The 20,403-nt window shown below is 56.5% G+C and carries 14 protein-coding genes; 11 read left to right on the top strand and 3 right to left on the bottom strand.

The window, feature by feature from the left end; genetic code table 11:
- Positions 1-579: 579 nt before the first annotated feature.
- Positions 580-1,056 carry an Lrp/AsnC family transcriptional regulator gene (locus SO139_RS27770; protein WP_498540997.1) on the bottom strand — a complete coding sequence of 159 codons (477 nt, stop codon included), beginning with the start codon at positions 1,054-1,056 and terminating at the stop codon, positions 580-582.
- A 198-nt stretch (positions 1,057-1,254) separates the two neighbouring features.
- On the opposite strand from SO139_RS27770, the gene SO139_RS27765 reads away from it, so the two are divergent.
- From SO139_RS27765 to purU, 5 genes are all read left to right on the top strand, one after another.
- Positions 1,255-2,733, top strand: coding sequence for an NAD-dependent succinate-semialdehyde dehydrogenase (locus SO139_RS27765; RefSeq protein WP_498541008.1), 1,479 nt, complete (start codon positions 1,255-1,257; stop codon positions 2,731-2,733).
- 11 nt (positions 2,734-2,744) lie between these two features.
- Positions 2,745-4,145, top strand: a complete 1,401-nt coding sequence (locus SO139_RS27760) for an aminotransferase (RefSeq protein ID WP_498540996.1) — start codon at positions 2,745-2,747, stop codon at positions 4,143-4,145.
- Between the two features lie 162 nt (positions 4,146-4,307).
- Complete coding sequence (gene folD, locus SO139_RS27755; protein ID WP_498540995.1) at positions 4,308-5,258, top strand: bifunctional methylenetetrahydrofolate dehydrogenase/methenyltetrahydrofolate cyclohydrolase FolD; 951 nt, start codon at positions 4,308-4,310, stop codon at positions 5,256-5,258.
- Positions 5,259-5,856: 598 nt separating this feature from the next.
- Positions 5,857-8,364 (top strand): GcvT family protein, encoded by a 2,508-nt coding sequence (locus SO139_RS27750; RefSeq protein WP_498540994.1) that lies wholly within the window; start codon positions 5,857-5,859, stop codon positions 8,362-8,364.
- Between the two features lie 61 nt (positions 8,365-8,425).
- Positions 8,426-9,289, top strand: a complete 864-nt coding sequence (gene purU / locus SO139_RS27745; protein ID WP_498540993.1) for a formyltetrahydrofolate deformylase — start codon at positions 8,426-8,428, stop codon at positions 9,287-9,289.
- A 645-nt stretch (positions 9,290-9,934) separates the two neighbouring features.
- Here purU and SO139_RS27740 read toward each other — a convergent pair.
- Positions 9,935-10,411, bottom strand: coding sequence for an Lrp/AsnC family transcriptional regulator (locus SO139_RS27740; RefSeq protein WP_498541007.1), 477 nt, complete (start codon positions 10,409-10,411; stop codon positions 9,935-9,937).
- A 631-nt stretch (positions 10,412-11,042) separates the two neighbouring features.
- Here SO139_RS27740 and SO139_RS27735 point away from each other — a divergent pair.
- The 4 genes from SO139_RS27735 (at position 11,043) to SO139_RS27720 (ending at position 14,969) form a co-directional block, all read left to right on the top strand.
- Complete coding sequence (locus SO139_RS27735) at positions 11,043-12,095, top strand: extracellular solute-binding protein (RefSeq protein WP_498540992.1); 1,053 nt, start codon at positions 11,043-11,045, stop codon at positions 12,093-12,095.
- A gap of 129 nt (positions 12,096-12,224) precedes the next feature.
- Positions 12,225-13,079 carry an ABC transporter permease gene (locus tag SO139_RS27730; RefSeq protein ID WP_498540991.1) on the top strand — a complete coding sequence of 285 codons (855 nt, stop codon included), beginning with the start codon at positions 12,225-12,227 and terminating at the stop codon, positions 13,077-13,079.
- Entirely contained in the window at positions 13,069-13,869 is an 801-nt protein-coding gene (locus tag SO139_RS27725) for an ABC transporter permease (RefSeq protein ID WP_498540990.1), read from the top strand. Before SO139_RS27730 ends, SO139_RS27725 begins: the two co-directional genes overlap by 11 nt.
- 11 nt (positions 13,870-13,880) lie before the next feature.
- Positions 13,881-14,969: an ABC transporter ATP-binding protein gene (locus SO139_RS27720; RefSeq protein WP_498540989.1), complete on the top strand. Its 1,089-nt coding sequence runs from the start codon at positions 13,881-13,883 to the stop codon at positions 14,967-14,969.
- A gap of 500 nt (positions 14,970-15,469) precedes the next feature.
- On the opposite strand, the gene SO139_RS27715 is transcribed toward SO139_RS27720, so the two are convergent.
- A complete protein-coding gene (locus tag SO139_RS27715; RefSeq protein WP_498541006.1) occupies positions 15,470-16,864 on the bottom strand; it encodes a M20/M25/M40 family metallo-hydrolase in 1,395 nt (464 codons plus the stop codon).
- A gap of 865 nt (positions 16,865-17,729) precedes the next feature.
- Between SO139_RS27715 and SO139_RS27710 the strand changes: the two genes are divergently transcribed.
- Both SO139_RS27710 and SO139_RS27705 read left to right on the top strand, forming a co-directional pair.
- A complete protein-coding gene (locus tag SO139_RS27710; protein ID WP_498540988.1) occupies positions 17,730-19,001 on the top strand; it encodes a M24 family metallopeptidase in 1,272 nt (423 codons plus the stop codon).
- Between the two features lie 139 nt (positions 19,002-19,140).
- The gene (locus SO139_RS27705) at positions 19,141-20,193 is read left to right on the top strand and encodes an ABC transporter substrate-binding protein (protein WP_498540987.1); all 1,053 of its coding nucleotides are present in this window, start codon (positions 19,141-19,143) and stop codon (positions 20,191-20,193) included.
- Positions 20,194-20,403: the final 210 nt, after the last annotated feature.

Genomic DNA, 20,403 nt, shown 5'->3' with positions numbered 1-20,403 from the left:
GATCGATCGATTTTGAACCAGATCAGCCATGGTCGGTGAGAGTTCGCGGGCTTAGGCGCAGTCTCAACCCCGCTTTCTATGCACAGTATGGGTCTCAAATCTTTGCGACACCGGCAGTTTTCTCGAGAGATCCCTGGCGAGCGGCAATGCACATCTCGTGCGCGAGCTACCGTTTTTCCGCCTGGAAGGCTGAGCGGTAGCCACTCGTCGCCGCGGCTCCTAACCTGCTTGATGTTAACTTCACAATTGAAGCCGCTCGCGTAGCATATGGACACGGCATTGATATTTCGGCCTGGTGAGGCTAGGTCGCTTCCGTCAGATGAATGTCTTGGACGACCCGAGTTCGTGCACTTTTGATGGTCTTGTGGGAGCACATGAATCGCGAAACCGAACGAGACTCGATATTCGTGGAACTGATGTTCTTTCGAAAATGGATCCGACAGACACCTTGCTCAACTCAAGTGCCAGCAGCCGGATAGATTAGAGGGAAAGAACGCAGGTTCTCCGCGTAATATGCGAATGAGTGATGAAAAACTGCGCGAGCGCTGGATTCGCTCGCTCAGCGCCGCACAGCCGCACTCACTCCTCGGCTGGGGCCTCAATCGGAACCGCAAAACCCGACTTCACGCGGTCCATTATGACCATTGTCTTGACGCCCTTGATGTCCGCGTTCTCATAAAAGAAGCGCCGCGTGAACTGTTCATAGTCTTCCATGCTGTGCGCGGTAACGTAGAGGACAAAATCGGAGTCGCCGGTCACGTAAAATCCATTGACGACCTCGACTGACGATTTGATCGCCTTTTTGAACCTGTCGATTATATCTGAGCGCTCGCGTTCCAGGCTCACCAGCACAAGCATTTGAATGGGTCTTCCGACAGCCTTCGGCGAAACAATTGAGACATCGGCCTCGATGATGCCTTCCGAGCGGAGCCTCTTCAGCCGTCGTTGACATGCCGTCGCAGAAAGCCCGGCCAGTTCGCCGATAACCTCGGAAGTTAAGCGATTGTTCTTTTGCACGATCTCCAAGATCCGGGCATCTATTCGATCGTAGCTCATGATCTCTCTCTCTCTCCAGCCTTCAGGTGTGCTTCGCCGCAAAATGCCTGTGCCATGCAGGAAATCCTCCCGACGACAGGAAAATGCGATGCAAATCAGTTCGCGACATCAGTATCCTGATTGCCAAGGCAATTTCAACAAATGACGCGCTTGGACACTCCAATGGCCCATCAAACCGTTCGGCACCAAAGTTCGCATTTGGCCGGTCTTGCTAGCAAGCACCTGCAACGTCTGCACCGCCGCGATTTCGTGACGGGGGCAGCGCTGGTCGGTGGCCGATGGATTTCAGGCGAGCAACGAGATGTTGTGGTCGATCCGGCGACGGGGGAAGAGATCGCGGATGTTGCTCATTGCTCTGCCGCGGATATGAACCAGGCGATCGCGGCAGCTGAAGGATCGTTTCCCGCGTGGCGAGAGCTCTTGCCCGCAAGGCGCGGAGCGATCCTGAGGTCTTGGTCGTCGTTGATGCTCCAGCATTCGGAAGAGCTGGCTGTCTTGGTGACGAGCGAGCAGGGCAAGCCACTCGCCGAAGCGCGCCATGAAATTGCGTACGGTGCAGCATTTCTCGAGTGGTTCGCTGCAGAGGGTGAACGCGCCTACGGAGAGACTATCCCCAGCCATAAGCCTGAAAGCCTGCTTCAAGTCCGAATGCAGCCGATAGGTGTAGCCGCGGCCATTACTCCGTGGAATTTTCCTGTCGCTATGATCACGCGAAAGGCTGGAGCTGCTCTTGCGGCCGGATGTCCGATGATCGTGAAGCCTGCTCCCGAGACGCCGCTCTCCGCTCTCGCCGTGGTTCGGTTGGCCGAGCAGGCTGGGGTTCCGGCTGGCGTTCTTCAAGTGCTTACGGGCAATCCAATCGAACTCTCGACGCCATTGTTGCGTGACAAAAGAATCCGGGCTCTCTCGTTTACAGGTTCTACGGAGGTGGGGCGTCTACTGCTTGAGGGAGCGGCCGACACAGTCAAAAAGGTGTCACTGGAACTGGGGGGGAACGCCCCCTTCCTCATTTTTGATGATGTCGACCTTGAGAAGGTTGTCAGGGGCGCGGTGGCCGCGAAATTTGCGACCTCGGGCCAGGATTGCTTGGCCGCCAATCGCATCTACGTCCAAAGAGGCATCTACACTGCTTTTGTCGAGGCGTTTGCCGCCGCAATCGCCCAGCTCAAGGTCGGCCATGGTCTAGACCCTGCAACGGAGATAGGCCCAATGACGAAGTTGGCGGTCGCAAACAAGTGCAGGATCCAAATCGATGATGCCGTCAAGAAGGGGGCGCAGGTTCTCTTCACTCATCAAGGCGCGGCGCCGGGGCCCAACTTTGTACCTCCGACCTTGCTAACCGACGTCACGGAAGAGATGCTCATTGCGCAAGAGGAAACATTTGGGCCGGTTGCTGCTGTACTTCCGTTCGATTCCGAAGAAGAGGTTATCTCCCGCGCCAACGCTAACGAAATGGGGCTAGCGGGATATGTCTACACGGACAGCCTACGTCGAGGGCTCCGACTTTCTGAGCAACTCGAGTGCGGCATGATCGGCGTCAATACGGCTTCATTCACAGGCCCACCTATTCCCTTCGGCGGTTGGAAGCAATCTGGGCTCGGTCGGGAAGGATCGCGGTACGGCTTGGCGGAATACACGGAGCTGAAATACGTTTGTTTCGGCGATTTGGCGGCTTAGGGAGAAACGACATGATTGATATCAGGACAATCGCTGAGCTCGATCGCTCCAGTGTTCTGCATCCTTTCACACAGCTCAAGGACTTTGCAAAAGGAAAGCTCGGTGATCCTACGATCGTTACAGGCGGCCAAGGGATTCGCATTCAAGACGCCCAGGGACGTAGTTACATCGATGGCTTTGCCGGACTCTATTGTGTGAATATTGGCTACGGCCGCACCGAGGTGGCGGAGGCGATCGCGCGGCAGGCTTATAAGCTCGCATACTACCATACGTATGCGGCCCACACGAGCGAAGAGCTGGCGATCCTCTCGGCTCGTCTCATAGAAATGGCACCAGGCAAGCCGAGCAAGGTGTTCTTCGGGCTGTCCGGATCGGATGCCAACGAAACGCAGGCGAAGCTCGTCTGGTATTACAACAATCTACGCGGGCAGCCGAAGAAGAAGAAGATTATCTCTCGCGAGCGGGGATACCATGGCTGTTCAGTCATTTCGGGCTCAATGACCGGCATGTCGTTTTACCATGACCACATGGATCTTCCCTTTCCGGGCATTTTGCATACCGGGACGCCGCACCACTATTGGGATGCCGAGCCCGGCGAGACGGAGGAATCCTTTTCTCGCAGGCGTGCCGCCGAGCTTGAACAATTGATCGTGCGAGAGGGGCCGGAAACGGTCGGTGCTTTCATTGCCGAGCCGGTGCTGGGTACCGGCGGGATTACACCGCCTCCGACCGGCTATTGGCGTGAAATTCAAGCGGTACTCAGGCGCTATGACGTCCTTATGATCGCCGACGAAGTGATCTGTGGCTTTGGCAGAACCGGGGCAGACTTCGGTAGTATGCTTTACGGGATTGAACCGGACTTGGTGACAGTCGCCAAGGGTCTGACATCCGGCTACGTTCCGCTCTCGGGAGCTATCGTCGCTGAAAAAATCTACGCGGTTATGGAGGAGGCTGCGGATCGTGTCGGTGCGTTTTCACACGGATATACCTATTCCGGCCATCCGATAGCTGCCGCCGCTGCTAACGCAGTTCTCGACATTTTCAAGAAAGACCGGTTGACCGACCGCGCCAGGATCGTCGGATCGCACTTCCATCGTCTACTCAAGGAGCGTTTTTCTCAGATGGAGATCGTTGGCGAGGTTCGCGGTGTCGGCTTACTCGGCGCCGTAGAGTTCGTTGCGGATCGCCAGACAAAGCGACGCTTTGACTCTTCGCTCAAAGTGGGGGCTCGCATTTCGAAGGCTGCCCGTGATCGTGGGCTCATTGTACGAGCAATGCCGCATGGAGACATTCTGGGATTTGCTCCGCCTCTTGTTGTAACCGAGTCTGAGATAGACGAGATTGTTGATCTGGCCTATCAAGCAACCAAGCAAGTCATGGACGAGCTTGCAAAAGAGACAGCAATCGCTTGAGTGCGGAGACGAGTTTGGTGCAGCCGCCGCCAAACAAGTAGGGTATAGACGCCCTTCCCCTGCTGATGTTTCGCGCGGGGACCGATCGGACGGCTACAGCTCGCGCTCCATTGGTGTGGTTGGAGCTTCAGGCTCCAGCGTATCACATCCTTAGACATAACCATGAATGCTATCCGAATCGACGGAAAGGCCATCGCCGAGCTCCTTCGCGCGCGCATTGCGCGAGAGGTAGCGCTGCTCCAAGCCGAATACAATGTCACACCGGGCTTGGCTGTGGTGCTGGTTGGCAAGGACCCGGCCAGTTCGGTTTACGTGAGGACAAAAGCCCAGCAGGCCCAAACCGTAGGCATCAAGTCGCAACAATTCCTGCTGCCGAGCAATGTCGATGCAGCCGTGTTGCTGGACTTGATTGGCCAGCTCAACGCTGACGATTCCATTGATGGCATCCTCGTTCAGCTTCCCCTGCCCGGGCACATCGATCGTTGTTGGGTGCAGGAGGCCATCGATCCTGCCAAGGACGTAGATGGCTTCCATCCCTACAACGTTGGACGATTGGCCGCGGGTCGACCAGCTCTCGCTCCTTGCACTCCGCTTGGGGTTGTCCATCTGATTAAGACGGTCGTAAGCGACTTGGATGGACTTGATGTTGTCGTCATTGGTCGCTCGAATATCGTTGGAAAACCTTTGGCAGTACTGCTGGGCGATGCCGGATGTACCGTGACAGGGGCGCAGCTGCAGACCCGAAATCTACCCGACCTCTGTAGGAAGGCGGACATTGTCATCGCTGCCGCCGGTTGCGCAGGACTGGTTCGGGGCGATTGGCTTAAGCCAGGAGCGATTGTCGTTGATGTCGGCATAAATCGGGCGATCGACACGACTGGCACTGTCAAGCTTGTCGGAGATGTTGCTTTTGCCGAAGCGAGCAGGCGTGCGAGCTACATAACCCCGGTGCCTGGCGGTGTCGGGCCTATGACTGTCGCTTACCTGCTCGCGAACACCGTTAATGCGGCAGTTTCCCGGCGAGAGTTGGTGCTCAATCCAGAGGCACGCCAAATTTCACCATCGTCCACGGGGACCATGCTCGGGCAGATCGATCTGCAGCGGGCAATTTAGGCCGTATACAGCCACTCGATCAACGAGCCCCCTTCGAGGGCATCGAGCAAAATGGGCGAGATTGCATTCGGCTCGGCATCTGCCGCCTATGATATCGGGCTTGCTGCCTGCGTTTTTTCATTGTCTTGATCCTATGGACATAACAATTTTCCGCATTGCTCGCCGACGAGCGGCTTGCGGCTTGCGCGTTAACCGCAGGCTAAGGATGAAAACCTCCGCTTTTGCGCGTCAGGCGCAGAATCTCTTCTCCGCAGAGGCCTACATTCGCGAAATTCAGATCCGTGGCCCGATACTATTTTCACGAGACGACGCTTCCAGCTGATAAGTCCGCCATCAATGCGCGCGGAGGGAGATCAGACTTTGCATAGTTCCGCGCAGCATTTGGGCTCGATTTGGCACGACTTGTGTGTAAACCGCATCAACACTAGGCGCACGGGTTGTGACAAGGTGTTCTACGACGGCCCCATGGCTCATGAGCTCCACGGTAGCATCGACAACCGAACCGCCGACCCGCCACGCTGCCACCCTTAAGGTGCTGTCCGCCTATTCATCCTCGGCATCGCGCAGATCTGCTTGAAACCATTTTTTGAGTCCCGGAATGCAAAGCAAGCGGCCCACCCAAGCAGAGTTTGTCATCGTCGGCGGTGGCATTATTGGTCTGTCCATTGCCTATCACCTCACGCGGCTTGGGCATCGCGATGTCCTGCTGCTCGAGCGCGATCAACTGACCTGCGGAACGACTTGGCATGCCGCGGGGCTCGTCACCCAGCTTCGAGCCAACGAGAACATGGCGAAGCTGGCCCAGTACTCCGCCGGGTTGTTCCGTGAGCTCGAAGAGCTGACTGGTCAGTATACTGGCTTTCGGCAATGTGGGTCGATCACCGTTGCAGCGACACCCGCTCGGCTTGAGGAGTTGAGGCGAGGTGCCTCGATGGGCCGCTCCTTTGGCCTCGATGTCGAGATCGTCGACGCCGCTGAAGCCAAGCGCCGAGTACCGTTGCTCGATGTAGCCGACGTACTCGGGGCTGCATGGATCGCGTCCGATGGTAAGACCAATCCGGTGGACACGGCGCGCGCGTTCGCGACTGGCGCGCGGCAGGGTGGCGCGAAGATACTGGAACACACGCCAGTCACGCGCATTGTGGTCGAAAAAGACCGGATCGTTGGTGTTGAAACGGCAGAAGGGATCGTTCGCACCGAAAAGGTTGTCATCTGTGCCGGGATGTGGAGCCGCACCTTAGCTGCCGACGCCAATTGGACAGTGCCGCTGCACGCGGCGGAGCACTTTTACGTCGTGACAGAGGCGATGGGAGGCTTGTCGCCCGATACTCCCACAGTGCGAGACCTTGATGCGTGCTTCTACGCAAAAGAAGATGCCGGTAAATTGCTCGTCGGCTTCTTTGAGCCGAAGGGCAAGCCCTGGGGCATGGCGGGGATCCCGCGTGAGTTCAGTTTCGATGCGCTGCCCGACGACTTCGAACATATCGAGCCTCACCTGGCCAACGCCATGCGGCGCATGCCAGCCCTGGAAAATGTCGGGCTGCAACTCAGTTTCAATGGCCCGGAAAGCTTCACACCTGACAATCGGTTCTTGTTGGGCCCTGCACCCGATATCGCTGGGCTCTACGTGGCCTCAGGATTCAATTCATGCGGTATCGAGTCTTCCGGCGGCGCCGGCAAAGTAATGGCCGAGTGGATGTCCACCGGCATGCCCTGTAGTGACTATTGGGAAATGGATGTCCGACGAGCCATGCCATTTCAGCGCAATCGGCGATATTTGCGCGACCGAACCGCCGAAGCGGTCGGACTCCTTTACGCTCTACATTGGCCTCATAAGTCACCTGAGACGGCTCGCAACGTCCGCGTCTCACCGTTGCACGATCGCCTAGCGGCAGCAGGCGCGAGGTTCGGCGAGGCTGCCGGCTGGGAGCGGGCGCAATGGTTCGGTATTCCCGAAGGGTCGACGTACGCCCATGCCACATTTGCTCGCGACGACTGGTTCAAGTCGAGTGGTGCCGAACACGACGCGACTCGGTCCGGAGTCACACTTTTCGATCAAACCTCCTTCGCGCATCTGCTAGTGCAGGGCCGTGATGCGCTTCCTTTTCTGCAGCGTCTCTCGACTAACGACGTTGACGTGGCAGTGGGCCGCATCGTGTACACTCCGTGGCTCAATGAGCGCGGTGGCATGGAGTCCGATGTCACAATCGCTCGAACGGGAGATGAGGAATTCCTCGTCATCACAGCGGCTGTGCAGCGCATCCGGGATCTCGCCTGGCTACGAAAGCATGCCAAAGGCGCCGGCCACGTGTTCGTCACGGACGTGTCGTCGGGCTATACCTGCCTCTCAGTCATGGGCCCACATTCGCGCGAGCTCCTCACGCGCGTGAGCCCGTCGGATTTTTCGGAAGCTGCCTTTCCGTTCGCGACGACCCGAGAGATCGAGATCGGCTATGGATTGGCCCTCGCTTTTCGCATGACCTTCGTCGGAGAACTCGGATGGGAGCTGCACATTCCGACCGACCAGGCGCTCGGTATCTACGATGCGCTGATTGCCGCAGGACGCGATCTTGATCTGCGCCACGCAGGCTACGTCGCGCTCAACACCTTGCGTCTTGAAGCTGGCTACCGCGACTGGGGCGCAGACGTAAGTGACGAGGACTCCCCGCTTGAAGCTGGATTGGGATTCACAATCGGCTGGAACAAGAAGGAAGAGTTCATTGGGCGAGCGATTCTCGAAACACAGCGCGGGCGGACTCCACGCCGACGCCTCGTGCAGCTGGCCGCGCCCAGCGCGGTGTCGCTGATGTTCGGAACAGAGCCTGTTTGGCGCAATGGTTCGATCGTGGGATACCTGCGCTCCGCCGGCTTCGGCCATACCCTGGGATGCGGCGTCGGCATGGGATATCTTCACTCTGAGAGCGGAGTGAATGCCGAATGGCTCTCGCAAGCAAATTTTGAAATCGAAATCGCCGGTGAACGGCATGCGGCGATCGCGTCCCTTCGCGCCTTCTACGATTCGAATCGCACGCGAGTGAAGGGCGAATGTCGGAAGCTCGACGACCTCATCGCCCCAGAGCTCCTCAGAGCACGCTCTAACCGATGAGGCTCACCTTCTGCTTTCCACAGCGCGGTTTACGAAAGGCCCCCGCAGGACGATGGCTGCTATGTTCGACCGTTCCATGATCCTCACTTTGTCCTGCCCAGATCGTCCAGGCATCGTATCCGCGGTCTCGAGCCTTCTGTTTGAGTCTGGCTGCAACATTCTCGATGCTCAGCAGTTCGAGGATGCTTGTTCCGGACACTTTTTTATGCGCGTTGTGTTCGACCGTCTCGAGGAAGCCAAATCAGAAACAGATATTGCCGCCTCGATCGAGGATCTCGCCAAGCGTTTCGCCATGACGTTCGCGTTGCGGCAAAGTTCCGTAAAAAAACGCGTGATGCTTCTGGTTTCAAAGCTCGACCATTGTCTGGCCGATTTGCTTTATCGATGGCGTATCGGTGAACTGCCGATGGAGGTGACGGCGATTGTTTCGAACCACGGCCGCGAGCATTTGGCCTCCACCGACCTGGCCGAGCTGCCGTTCCACCATTTGCCGGTCACTAAGCAGACGAAGATGGAGCAGGAAGCGAAAATTTGGGAGCTCGTTCAGGAGACCAATACGGAGCTCGTAGTTCTCGCGCGCTACATGCAAATTCTGTCAGATGCGTTCTCGGCGAAGTTGGCGGGACGCTGCATCAACATTCATCACTCGTTTTTGCCAGGCTTTAAGGGCGCCAAGCCTTATCACCAAGCCCACGAGCGAGGGGTAAAGCTGATCGGCGCGACCGGGCATTATGTGACCTCCGATCTCGACGAGGGACCGATCATTGAGCAGGATGTTGAGCAAATCTCTCACCGCGATAGGCCAAACGATCTCGTCCGCAAAGGCCGCGACATCGAACGACGTGTACTCGCTCGCGCCGTGCGTCACCACCTTGAGGACCGCGTTATGCTGAATGGCAAGAAGACTGTCGTCTTCACCGGCTGATCTGCCCTTAGGCCCATTCGGAACGCGGTGCCGCGGCGAAGAATAGACAGCAGCTATTCTGGTGCTGAGAGAGATAAGAGCGCACGACCTTGCCCTCTTGGCACTCTTCAGTCAGTGTCGCGCGGCCGAAGGCTCTAACTAGATCGCAAACCACTGCTTTGCGACCAAGTCGCTCGTCCGGAGATCAACAGCTTGTACGGCGCCGCAAAACCATGAAGGTTGCAAGCGGTTCAGGAGATGGCCAGAATTTTGGAGCCTCACGGATGCATACCGATCTGCCGCCGGCGGCAGAGTTCGCCATGGTCGCTTACGAGATACCCTGGTCGCCGTCCTGCTTGAAATTGCTGCTCTCCGATAAGAGCAGCCTTAAGCTCGTGTCCGCCCCCAGGCGAGTTCGCTCTTCATCAGCCCCACTTATCTCAGCCGCTTCAACGGCGACCTCTTGTGCTTAGAACTACACGTGTCGGCAGGCTGAGGCCCGCGAATCCGAATGAGGCACGATACATTGGTCGGCCTGGTCTTCTTCGGATTACGGGAGTCTCAACTCAGGTGCAGCACTAGACTAGGTGCGGCAGTGCGCCTTATTCCCGCGCTGACAAGAGCCTGATGACCCAAACGCCAAGGGCCGGAACTAAGCCCCAAGCATTACTCCTCGGGCGGCATCTCAATTGGAATAGCAAAGCCGGACTTTACGCGGTCCATTATGACCATTGTTTTGACAGCTCTTATGTCCGGACTCTCATAGAAGAATCGACGGGTGAATTGTTCGTAATGTTCCATCGTACGCGCGGTAATATAAAGGACAAAGTCCGCATCGCCGGTGACGTAAAATCCATTGACGACTTCAGCCGACGATTTGATGGCCTTCTTGAACCTGTCGATGATGTCCGAACGCTCCCGCTCTAGAGTGACCAGGACGAGCATTTGAATAGGATTTCCGACCGCTTTCGGCGCAAGGATGGAGACGTCGGCCTCGATGATTCCTTCCGAACGGAGCCTCTTCAGTCGCCGCTGACACGCGGTAGCAGAAAGACCGGCCAGCTCGCCGATCACCTCGGAAGTTAAACGGTTGTTTTTTTGCACTATCTCAAGGATATGGGCGTCTGTTCGATCGTACTGCATATTTCGGCTCAACCTTGAGTAAATGCGCCAAAAAATGCCGGTCTGATGCAGAAAATCATGAACGGCAGGAAAGTCCGGGGGAAATCCGTTTACCACGACATATCCCGAAGGCGCAGGCAATTTTCTACGAGCGGATTGACGATTCTAGGTAAGGCAGGCGTGGGATCGCGCACGATTGCCATGCAGGAGCAATCGATCTCGGCCTGCATCATTCAGGCGAAGTACCGCCGAGCCAGCGCCTGCAGCTTCGTTGCAGTTGGCACACAAAACCGTCGCGCTTCACAGACAAAATGCAGTATTTCTGCTGCGTCACGTCCGATATTAGTGGAAATCAATTCCGAGGGACAGATAATAAGGCGTGAGGGATGGAAGTTGTGGCCGGTACAACCGATTTTTGCCTCAGGCATGGCGTCGCCTGATGAGGGCGTCTTTCGATTGTAAGTATGTACGCCATACCATTTTACCGACTCGAGCGCTGGCTGGTCAACTGAGCGGTGATGCGTTCGGTGTGTCGCTTCGGAGCCTTCAAACCGTCAGGGTGGGTAGCTGGCAGATTCAGTGGGTGGGCCTTGCTTGCGCGGACGGCCACTGCTCGTTCCAATTCACTAAAGATGCAAGAGGGAATCGTAAAATGAAACGACGCGCATTCTTGAAGTTCGCGACGATGGCGGCAGCGAGCGCTCTGGCTGCACCCTATGTCCACGCTCAATCCAGAAAATTTGCTGGCATTACGTTGCGCGTAAATGGATACGGCGGCCTTTACGATGAGGCTCTTAGGAAGAGCGTAGTGGCTCCGCTCGAGGAGAAGTACGGACTGAAGGTCCAATTTGTCGCCGGCAGTACGGGTACGGACCTCGTCAAATTGATCGCAAGCAGGGACAACCCTCCGTACGACATGTTCATGGCTGATAGCTCCTTTATGGTTGAGCTCGTTAGGGCCGGTGTCGTGGACGAAGTCAAGCTTTCGGACGTTTCAAATCTCAAGCGGATTTTGCCCGGCTTCCGCGAATTCGGTGATTACGGGGTGCCTTTCGACATCGCGTCCATTGTCCCGGTCTACAATTCAAAATACATCAAGCAGCCCCTAACTTCTTACTCCGACATTGCCCGGTCCGATCTGGCCGGTCGCGTAGTCATTGCGGCACCGGGACAAATCGCGAGCAACTTGCATCTTCTTGCCATTGCCGAGGAAAACGGTGGCTCGGTTTCAAACATGGAGCCGGCGTTCAAGGTGCTGGAAGCCGCTAAGCCGAATATCGCCGCGTTCGCGCAACAAACGGTCGCGCTCGTGCAGATGTACCAAAACGAAGAAGTCTATGCCGGTATTTGTTGGGATGGCCGCGCCCATGAATTGCGCACCAAGGGCGCTCCCATTGTGACCGTTGTGCCGCTTAAGGGGATTTACTCGACGACTGACTACATCAACATCGTCAAGGGCATGAAGTATCCGGAAGCTGCACACGCGTATGCCGAGCAGTTACTCTCCGATCAAGGTATTCTCGCAACGCCGCAGGCATTTCGGTATAGCCCAACAACTGATGTGAAATTGCCCGACGAGCTCAGCAAAGAGCTCCTGTTCAATTCACCTGAGCGCAGCGCCCTGAAGAAGAAAATCGATTGGGACACGTTGTGGGCAAACCGGAGCGCCATGATCGAGCGGGTAAATCGAATCGTTCGAACCTAGGTCTGTAACTGCTTAGGCTCCCTTGGTGTTACGCAGGGCTTCTGGCCTACGTGACTCACTTGCCCAGCCAACAGGCGCCATATCAACTAAGAAAGGTGCATCGTGAAGGAGCCTCTCCTTAGCAGTCGTATGACAACCGCAGCCCTTTTGCTGGCTCCAATGGTCTTGCTTCTCATCGGCTTCCTGGTGGTTCCGGTGCTGGGATTGCTCCGGTCAAGTTTTCTGCCCACTAGCCATCTTCTCGATGGTGGCGGTTTCAGCCTGACGCACTATGTCCGGTTCTTTTCGGACTCCTATTACTCGTCAGTGCTGGTGGAAACGTTTGTGGACGGACTTATCGTCAGTCTCATCTGCCTGGGGCTTGGCTTCCCAGTCGGATATTCGCTCGCTCGCCAGGCGCCTTTGGCGCGGCGCTGGCGAACGATCATCGTTATCATGCCGCTGACGCTGAGCCTGGTCGTTGTCGTCTTCGGATGGCTGATCATTCTTGGCCGTAACGGACTCCTCAATGCACTGCTCGTGAACATAGGTATTCTTTCTTCGCCGAGAATCTTCCTGTTTTCTCGCGCGGCCGTGATCATCGTTTTGGTGCAGCAATTTATTCCCCTCATGATCCTGTCTGTCATGAGCGTTGTTACCCAGATAAATCCAGTGCTCGAACAGGCAGCTGCCAATCTTCGCGCCAATCGCGTCGTTACGTTCCGAAAGGTAATCATTCCGCTCGCGCTTCCTGGCATTCTCGTCGGCTTCAATCTTGTTTTCGTGCTGTCTATTTCAGCATTCGTCACGCCCCGTCTCATCGGCGGAAGTCGCGTCAGTATGCTCGGAAGCTTGATCTACGAGCGCATTATGGCGGAGCTGAACTGGCCATCCGGCGCAGCCATGGCTTTTATCCTCTTCGTGAGTGGACTAGGTTTCACGGCGGCGTTCAACGCCCTGGCTGCATCACGTTTTATCATGAAAGGGCGAGGCTATGCGCTCTGATCCCCTCGACTATGTAATGGCCGTATCGGGCGTCATCATTCGAGCGCTCGTATACACGATGCTTGCCTTGCCCGCGATTCTGGTGATTGCGTCGTCGTTCACCAACGGCGACACGATGCAATTCCCTCCCACAGGTTTTTCGCTGCGCTGGTATCAAAAGGTGTGGACAAATGACCCGTTCATGACGGCGCTTTGGACGAGCACGTACGTTGCCGTGCTCGTTGCCATAATGGCGCTAGCAATTGGTTTCGCTGCCGCCTTCGCGATCAACCGCTTTGCGTTCCGAGGAAAATCACTCCTGCAGGGTTTGGCCTTTTCGCCATTGATCGTCCCTGCCGTCGTACTGGGCATCGGATTGTTGCAGCTCTTCTCGTGGTTGCGTCTTACTCAGACGATCTACCCTTTGCTCCTAGGTCACCTGGTTCTCGCCATTCCGTACGTTGTTCGTACGATGCTCGCGAGCCTTACCCTGCACGACCAGCAGCTCGAACATGCGGCGATGAACCTCCGGGCAACGCCATTGCAAGTCATTCGGCGTATTACGCTACCACTCATTTTGCCCGGGTTGCTGTCCGCTTCGATCTTTGCCTTTGTGACATCATTCGGAAACGTGACCGTTTCAGCGTTTCTCACCTACGGCGGCAATGTAACCCTGCCCGTACAGATCTTCACATATGTCGACACCAGCTACGACCCAATGGTTGCGGCGGTATCGAGCATTATGATCTTGGTGACATTAGTCGTCATTCTAGGGATCGAGCGCCTAATCGGCGCGGAACGACTGGCGTAGGAGCATGAGAGATGCTGGCTTTATCGAAAGAGGAGCAAAACACGATGCGAGAAGCCGGTGACCTTGTCGTAGAGTTGCGCTCTGTTTCAAAACACTATGGTGAAACGGTTGCTGTTGCGAATGCTTCCCTGAGTGCGCGTCGTGGTGAACTGGTTTGCCTGCTAGGTCCATCAGGATGCGGTAAAACAACGACGCTACGGATGGTCGCCGGATTTGTAGAGCCGACATCTGGCACCGTAACGATCAATGGCATCGACATGACCCATCAGCCACCCTATCGGCGGGATACTGGAATGGTGTTCCAGAGTTACGCTCTCTTCCCGCATATGACGGTGGCTGAGAATATCGCATTCGGCCTTGAAAACCTGAAATGGCCGCGCGGCGAGCGCGAAAAGCGCGTCAACGAAATGCTACGGTTGGTTGAACTGCCGCATCTGGCGCAGCGCCTGCCGAGCCAGCTTTCCGGAGGTCAGCAGCAACGGATTGCACTTGCGCGCGCTCTAGCTATGCGGCCGGCCGTACTCCTTCTCGACGAGCCGTTCTCAAATCTGGACGCTCAGCTTCGAGTTCGCATGCGTGAGGAGCTTCGAGAGGTCATTCGCGGCGTTGACGTCACGACCCTGTTCGTCACCCACGATCAGGAGGAAGCACTGACCATGTCGGACCGCATTGTAGTCATGAATGCCGGCCAGATCGAGCAGGTCGGTACGCCCGGCGAAATCTATGAAGCCCCGTCGACGTTGTTCGTCGCAAAATTCATCGGCTGGTGCTCATTGCTGAACGGAGTTGTGGATGCGCACGGCGTCTTCACGTCCGGCGGGGGGCTTCGCCTGAAAGGCCACTGGGGCCCCGGCGCCGGCACGGCAGTCATTCGGCCGGAGCAAATCAAGCTTTCCGGCGACGGAGCAAGAGGGACAGCGCTGACAGCCGTCGTTTTGCAGTCACACTATTATGGCGGTGCGACGCGACTCCTGCTGGACGTCAATGGTGAGCAATTGACAATGGAGGACCGCTTCCCGTTCGGACGGCAACCGAAGGTCGGCGATGTTCTCAAGATCGTGATCTGCGCTGATGATATTCGTGTCATTCCGTCCAAGTAGCACGCTTTGTCGCAACGAGTGCGGCGGGCTTCCGTCAATGCCATCGATCCCCTAGCGAGCCCGCTAATGCATCATGTAATCATGTGTTGTTCTCCTCCTCTCGACCCGTCGCTGAATCTCATCTGGCGGCGGTGCGATCCTCTCGGAGTTTTGTACGCCAAAGGGCATCGGTGGAGACCAGTGGAGCTGATCGGGGGGCTAGCCGACCGTCCGTTGGGCGAGGTTGGCGGCTTTGCTCGGCTGGCCAGGTGTTGCTGTGATGCGCCATCCGGACCTCGACGTTTCCGGTCTCCCCCCGGCACACTTCACAGTCACCCTCGACAGCGGCGACGATGATTGTGGAAGCGGCTCCCAGTCTCTATGGTTCAATATTGTTTACCCGTCATCTCCTCCAAGACTCGGGAGATGCCATGCGCTCTGAGTATGCTGCCCTACGCTCCACGGAAAAAGATCCCAGGTTGCTGCGAGTAGCGGGCTGGGCAGATTTCAGGAGTGAGCCTTCAGCTTGAATGTACCAGTCCACCAAGCGCATCGAGGAGTGCCGCTCCGGTACGTATCCCCTTTACAAAGCAATTGATCTTAATGTTCTCGTTCGGCGAATGATTGGCTTCGTCGGCATTCGCATAAGGCACCACAAAAGATGGTGCGCCCAGGATCTTCGTGAATACGTAATCCGGCAGGGTCGCTCCGAGCGAGGAATAGATGAGAGGCTGTACGCCATGCGCAATTTGGACTGCCGACTGAACAAGTTGTGAAAACGGCGCATCAAGCGGCGTCCTTGATGGCGGCGTCGATTCGACACGGACGAACTCAACATCCGGAGCATGTCTTCTTACGTGAGCCTCTATCTTCCGTAGGATATCATCAGGATCTTGTCGCTCGACAAGGCGGGCATCGCATTTGACGAACGCCTCGTGCGGAATAATCGTTTTCGATCCAGGCCCGCCATAGCCTCCGTGGAGTCCGTTGATAGTCAACGTGGGGTAGAACATGAGCCTGTCGGGGAGCGGCCTGTCTGGTGGACAATCGAGCCTCACAAGTCCGAGGCTCCTCTTAATCTCTTCAGCGTCTTGAGGCAACCGAGCTGCAGCAGCGCGCTCTGTGTCAGTTGAGACCATGACGTCGTCATGAAACCCGTTGATCGTAATCTCCCCATCTGCATTCTTCATCGTTGCCAGCAACTGCACTAGCGTCCAGATGGGATTTGGAACGACCGCGCCGAAGTTGCCTGAGTGAACATCGCAGTTCGCGGCACGAGCACGCAGTTCGAACGCCGCGATGCCTCGAACGCCGTATGTAATGATCGGCCGACCCGACTCGTGCAAAGGGCCGTCGGCTGTTACGACCAAGTCTGCTCTAAGCAGGTCGCGGTGAGCACGGACGAAATCCGCGATGTGGGGACTTCCGGTCTCCTCTTCTCCTTCCAACAGGATCAGGACGTTGCAGGGCAACCGGCCATGGACCGCAAGATGGGATTCCAGAGCTAAGAGCTGAGCGAAATGTTGGCCCTTGTTGTCTCCGGCGCCGCGCGCATACACGCGTCCATCGCGGACCGTTGGTTCGAACGGCGGACTGATCCATGCCTCCAAAGGATCCGGAGGCTGGACGTCGTAATGGCCATACAGAAGGATCGTCGGCGCTCCAGGTGCGCGCTCCCAGCGCCCCATCACCATCGGGTAGCCTGACGTTGCGAACATCTGTGCGTCCAGCCCCAATCGGCTCAGCATGCTCACAAGCAGTTCAGCGACCTCGCTCATACCGATGTTATGCGCGCTGATGCTAGGGTGCCTCAAATAATCAAGCAAACGGCTGACGAACTGATCTTCGTTCGCCTCGATATGCTCAAACACTCTGGACAATTCCGAACGCTCGCTCTGGACGGTATCCACATTCATGAGGCGGCGCTTCCGATCTGAGTCAATCAACCAAGTGTGGCCGACAATGATAGCCTTTATGATATAGCGAATACACCGATCCGAGCGGCAAGTTCGCAGGAAGGCAGCGTTTTGGGACATTCGAGGATGTTCTTCGGCGCGTGAATGGCCTCCGCCAAACCAGAAAAAATAAGGCAACGGCATCCATGCCGATCACGAGCCAAAACGGTCTGTGCCTCAGGTCTGAATTCTGTCGTTGGGCTTCGAGGAGCGGCCCGCCTTGAACGACGCCGCGCGTTCGGGCTGTCTCCAAGGATAGAAAACAGAGGCGGGATCATCTCGAAATAAAATCTCCAGAGATCTTCAACCTGGCGCTTATTTTCGGCGTTCCGGGCGTCAAAAGCGGAGAAAGCGGCATCATTCTCAGCTATGATTCTTACCATGATGAGGCAACATCCTTGCCCGATGCTGGAATCTCCATGCCGAGCGGGAGGCTTACTGCGGCATGCTGCCAAAGCCGGGCTCTGCGCAGTTTCGTGTCGACACGCATTCGATCCCTTGGTCGAGAGCAGAGTCAATGAGGGGCTGGTGTTGGAAAACGCATACAGCCCAGCTCGCGTCGCTACGCGAGCGAGGTGCAGGCGGCATCTGTCGAGCGTGTCGCCTCTCCCTTGTACGTCAGCGCCCCGTGGTCGTCGGAATGTCTATGGCAGCATCGAGCCTGCTCTGCTCCTGTCTCGCTTCGGTATGTGGGCAAAGGCTATGACGACGGCGGCGACACGCCACGAGGCGCTTCGCGGCCGACCTACTCGGGTGCGGCGGTCCCAGCGCGCGGACGAGGTTTGCGATCGGTGCGATCGAACGTCCATGCACTCAAATAACGGTCTTGCGTGCTTCGCAGCTCGCGCAGCGCATTTCGTTCGGGGAATGGCTCGACATAAACAAGCTGAAAGGGGTTGAAAGGATGGCGTCCGCATTTCCAAAGGTTGAGTATGAACAACGTCTGACGCGCTTGCGCCAGCAGATGAATGACAAGGGCCTCTCTCTGCTAGTGGTCGTCAATCCAGCGAATCTCAATTACCTCGCAGGCTATGACGCTTGGAGCTATCAAAATACCCAAGCTCTGCTAGTGCCGAGTAGTGATCTGGAGCCCGTCTGGATCGGCCGTAGTCTCGATGTCGCAGCTGCGCACAACACAAGTTGGCTGTCAGCTGACAATATTGTCGGCTATGCCGAGTCCTATGCGGACAATAGTCCGAATCACGCGATGGAAGCCGTCGCGGGCGAGATCAAGCGTCGCGGCTGGAACACCGGGCGGATAGGGTATGAGGGTGATGCGTTCTTTTTTAGCCTGCGCGGATTTTTCACTCTCCAGAAGGGGGTACCGGAGGCTGAATGGGTAGACGTCGGTATTCTGATCAATTGGCTGAGAACGATCAAGACGCCGAGCGAGATCGAGTTCATGCGCCGGGCGGGCAAGGTCGTCGACAAAGTCATGGGGGTCGCGATCGATTCCCTTCGGCCAGGAATTCGCGAAAACGACTATGCGGCGCGGATTGTCCAAACGCAGATCGAAGGCGACGCGGAATTTGGTGCTAGTTACCCGTGTATGATTCCGTTCATTCAGACCGGAGCGCATGCGGGGATAAGCCATGCCCCATGGACAACAGACGTCATTCCAGACGGCAGCATTACAGTCCTGGAATTGTCAGGGTGTTACCTCCGGTACAATGCCACGCTGGCCCGTACCGTTAGCCTCGGTAAACCGAGCGACCGCTTAGTCCGGCTGGCAAACACGGTACAGGAAGGACATGCGGCTGCGATGGCGGCAATGAAACCGGGAGTGACGTGCCACGACGTTTGGGCTGCATGGCAAGCCGTTTTGTCGCCGAGTGGTTTTAAGAAGCACTCTCGAATTGGGTACACTCTTGGCCTCAATTATACGCCGACTTGGCGCGAATATACCGCGAGCTTGGAGTCCGGACGAGAGGATGAGCTCCAGGAAGGTATGTGCTTCCACCTCCTATGTGGGATGTGGACCGGAGACGGTACAAACAAAGGTGACCCAAACTACGGGCTTAGCGAAACTGTTCTAGTGACAAAGAACGGCTGCGAGACTCTGACGAATTTCGAACGGAAGCTGTTTGCCAAGCAGTAAGCCAAACGATGCAGTGAGAACAACTGCTGCCATCGTACTATCTCTGCGATGGACGAAGAGCCCTACTTTTCACGTCCGGCGTGATTTAGATGCGAGTGAGCATGTTCCACTAAGGGGAATAAGCCAGAGGAGACCGGAAATGAACAGGCGGACATTCTTTAAAGCCGCGACGGCGACGGCAGTCAGTGCTCTGGCCTCACCGTACGTGCACGCTCAAGCCAAGAAATTCGCTGGTATTACACTGCGTGTGAACGGATATGGCGGTCTTTACGATGACGCCCTGAAGAAGAACGTAGTCGCGCCGTTGGAAGAGAAATACGGCCTAAAAGTTCAGTTCAACGCCGGCATGACAGCGTCGGATCTCGTGAAGCTGATCGCGAACAAGACCAATCCGCCGTACGACCTGTTTCAGGCCGATAGCTCCTATATGATCGAGCTTCTTAGAGCCAACATCATCGAAGAAATCAAGGCGACCGACGTCGCAAACATCAAACGGATTCTTCCTGGATTCCGCGAATTCGGCGATTCCGGTGTGCCGTATAGCGTCGCGTCCGTCGTTCCGGTCTACAATTCAAAATACATCAAACGGCCACTTACGTCGTACTCAGACATCGCCCGGCCTGATCTAGCCGGTCGTGCCGTCATTCCGACGACAGATACGATCGCCAGCAGTCTCTACATACTGGGCATAGCCGAAGAAAATGGTGGCTCGATCTCGGACATGGAGCCGGCATTCAAGATACTTGCGGCTGCGAAGCCGAACATCATCGCGCTCGCTCAGTCGAATGTGGCCGAAGTCCAGATGTTCCAAGGCGAAGAGGTGTATGCGGGGATTTTCTGGGATGGCCGCGCGCACGAGTTGCGCACCAAGGGTGTTCCAATCGTGACCGCGGTCCCGCCCAAAGGCGTTTACGCGACGACCAGCTATTTCAATATTATCAAGGGTATGAAGTATTCAGAGGCGGCATATGCGTTCGCCGAGCAGTTGCTCTCGGACCAAGGCATGCTCGGACTACCTCAGGCTCTTCGGTATGGAGTAACGACTGACGTCAAGTTGCCGGAAGATCTTAGCAAGGACCTTCTGTTCAACTCGGCCGAACGCAATAAGTTGAAGAAGACGATTGATTGGGAAAAGCTCGCCGACACGCGGAGCGCTCGGATCGAGCGAATCAACAAGATAGTGAGAAGCTAGATCGGCGGGCTGCTCGAGACTGGCGGTATAACACCGATTCAAGAAGATGGGGTAAGCCGACTGCATGGTCAGTACGTCCATGCAGGTTATGAAACGACAAAATTGAGCCCACAGTGTCCGGGTGCTCGATTTAAGTGGCACTCGAGGAGTTAGGCGCGCCTCCTGGCGCAAACTCCACACCAACCAAACATCGGGGGCGACCGAAATAGT

The organism is Bradyrhizobium sp. UFLA05-89 (assembly GCF_059803475.1).
This window is presented reverse-complemented; position numbering and strand designations above follow the sequence as displayed.

What these genes read in the sequence shown, in the direction of transcription:
- SO139_RS27770 (WP_498540997.1), bottom strand. Translation starts at nt 1,056, where the DNA reads ATGAGCTACGATCGAATAGATGCCCGGATCTTGGAGATCGTGCAAAAG.
- SO139_RS27760 (WP_498540996.1), top strand. Translation starts at nt 2,745, where the DNA reads ATGATTGATATCAGGACAATCGCTGAGCTCGATCGCTCCAGTGTTCTG.
- folD (WP_498540995.1), top strand. Translation starts at nt 4,308, where the DNA reads ATGAATGCTATCCGAATCGACGGAAAGGCCATCGCCGAGCTCCTTCGC.
- SO139_RS27750 (WP_498540994.1), top strand. Translation starts at nt 5,857, where the DNA reads ATGCAAAGCAAGCGGCCCACCCAAGCAGAGTTTGTCATCGTCGGCGGT.
- purU (WP_498540993.1), top strand. Translation starts at nt 8,426, where the DNA reads ATGTTCGACCGTTCCATGATCCTCACTTTGTCCTGCCCAGATCGTCCA.
- SO139_RS27740 (WP_498541007.1), bottom strand. Translation starts at nt 10,411, where the DNA reads ATGCAGTACGATCGAACAGACGCCCATATCCTTGAGATAGTGCAAAAA.
- SO139_RS27735 (WP_498540992.1), top strand. Translation starts at nt 11,043, where the DNA reads ATGAAACGACGCGCATTCTTGAAGTTCGCGACGATGGCGGCAGCGAGC.
- SO139_RS27730 (WP_498540991.1), top strand. Translation starts at nt 12,225, where the DNA reads ATGACAACCGCAGCCCTTTTGCTGGCTCCAATGGTCTTGCTTCTCATC.
- SO139_RS27725 (WP_498540990.1), top strand. Translation starts at nt 13,069, where the DNA reads ATGCGCTCTGATCCCCTCGACTATGTAATGGCCGTATCGGGCGTCATC.
- SO139_RS27720 (WP_498540989.1), top strand. Translation starts at nt 13,881, where the DNA reads ATGCTGGCTTTATCGAAAGAGGAGCAAAACACGATGCGAGAAGCCGGT.
- SO139_RS27715 (WP_498541006.1), bottom strand. Translation starts at nt 16,864, where the DNA reads ATGAATGTGGATACCGTCCAGAGCGAGCGTTCGGAATTGTCCAGAGTG.
- SO139_RS27705 (WP_498540987.1), top strand. Translation starts at nt 19,141, where the DNA reads ATGAACAGGCGGACATTCTTTAAAGCCGCGACGGCGACGGCAGTCAGT.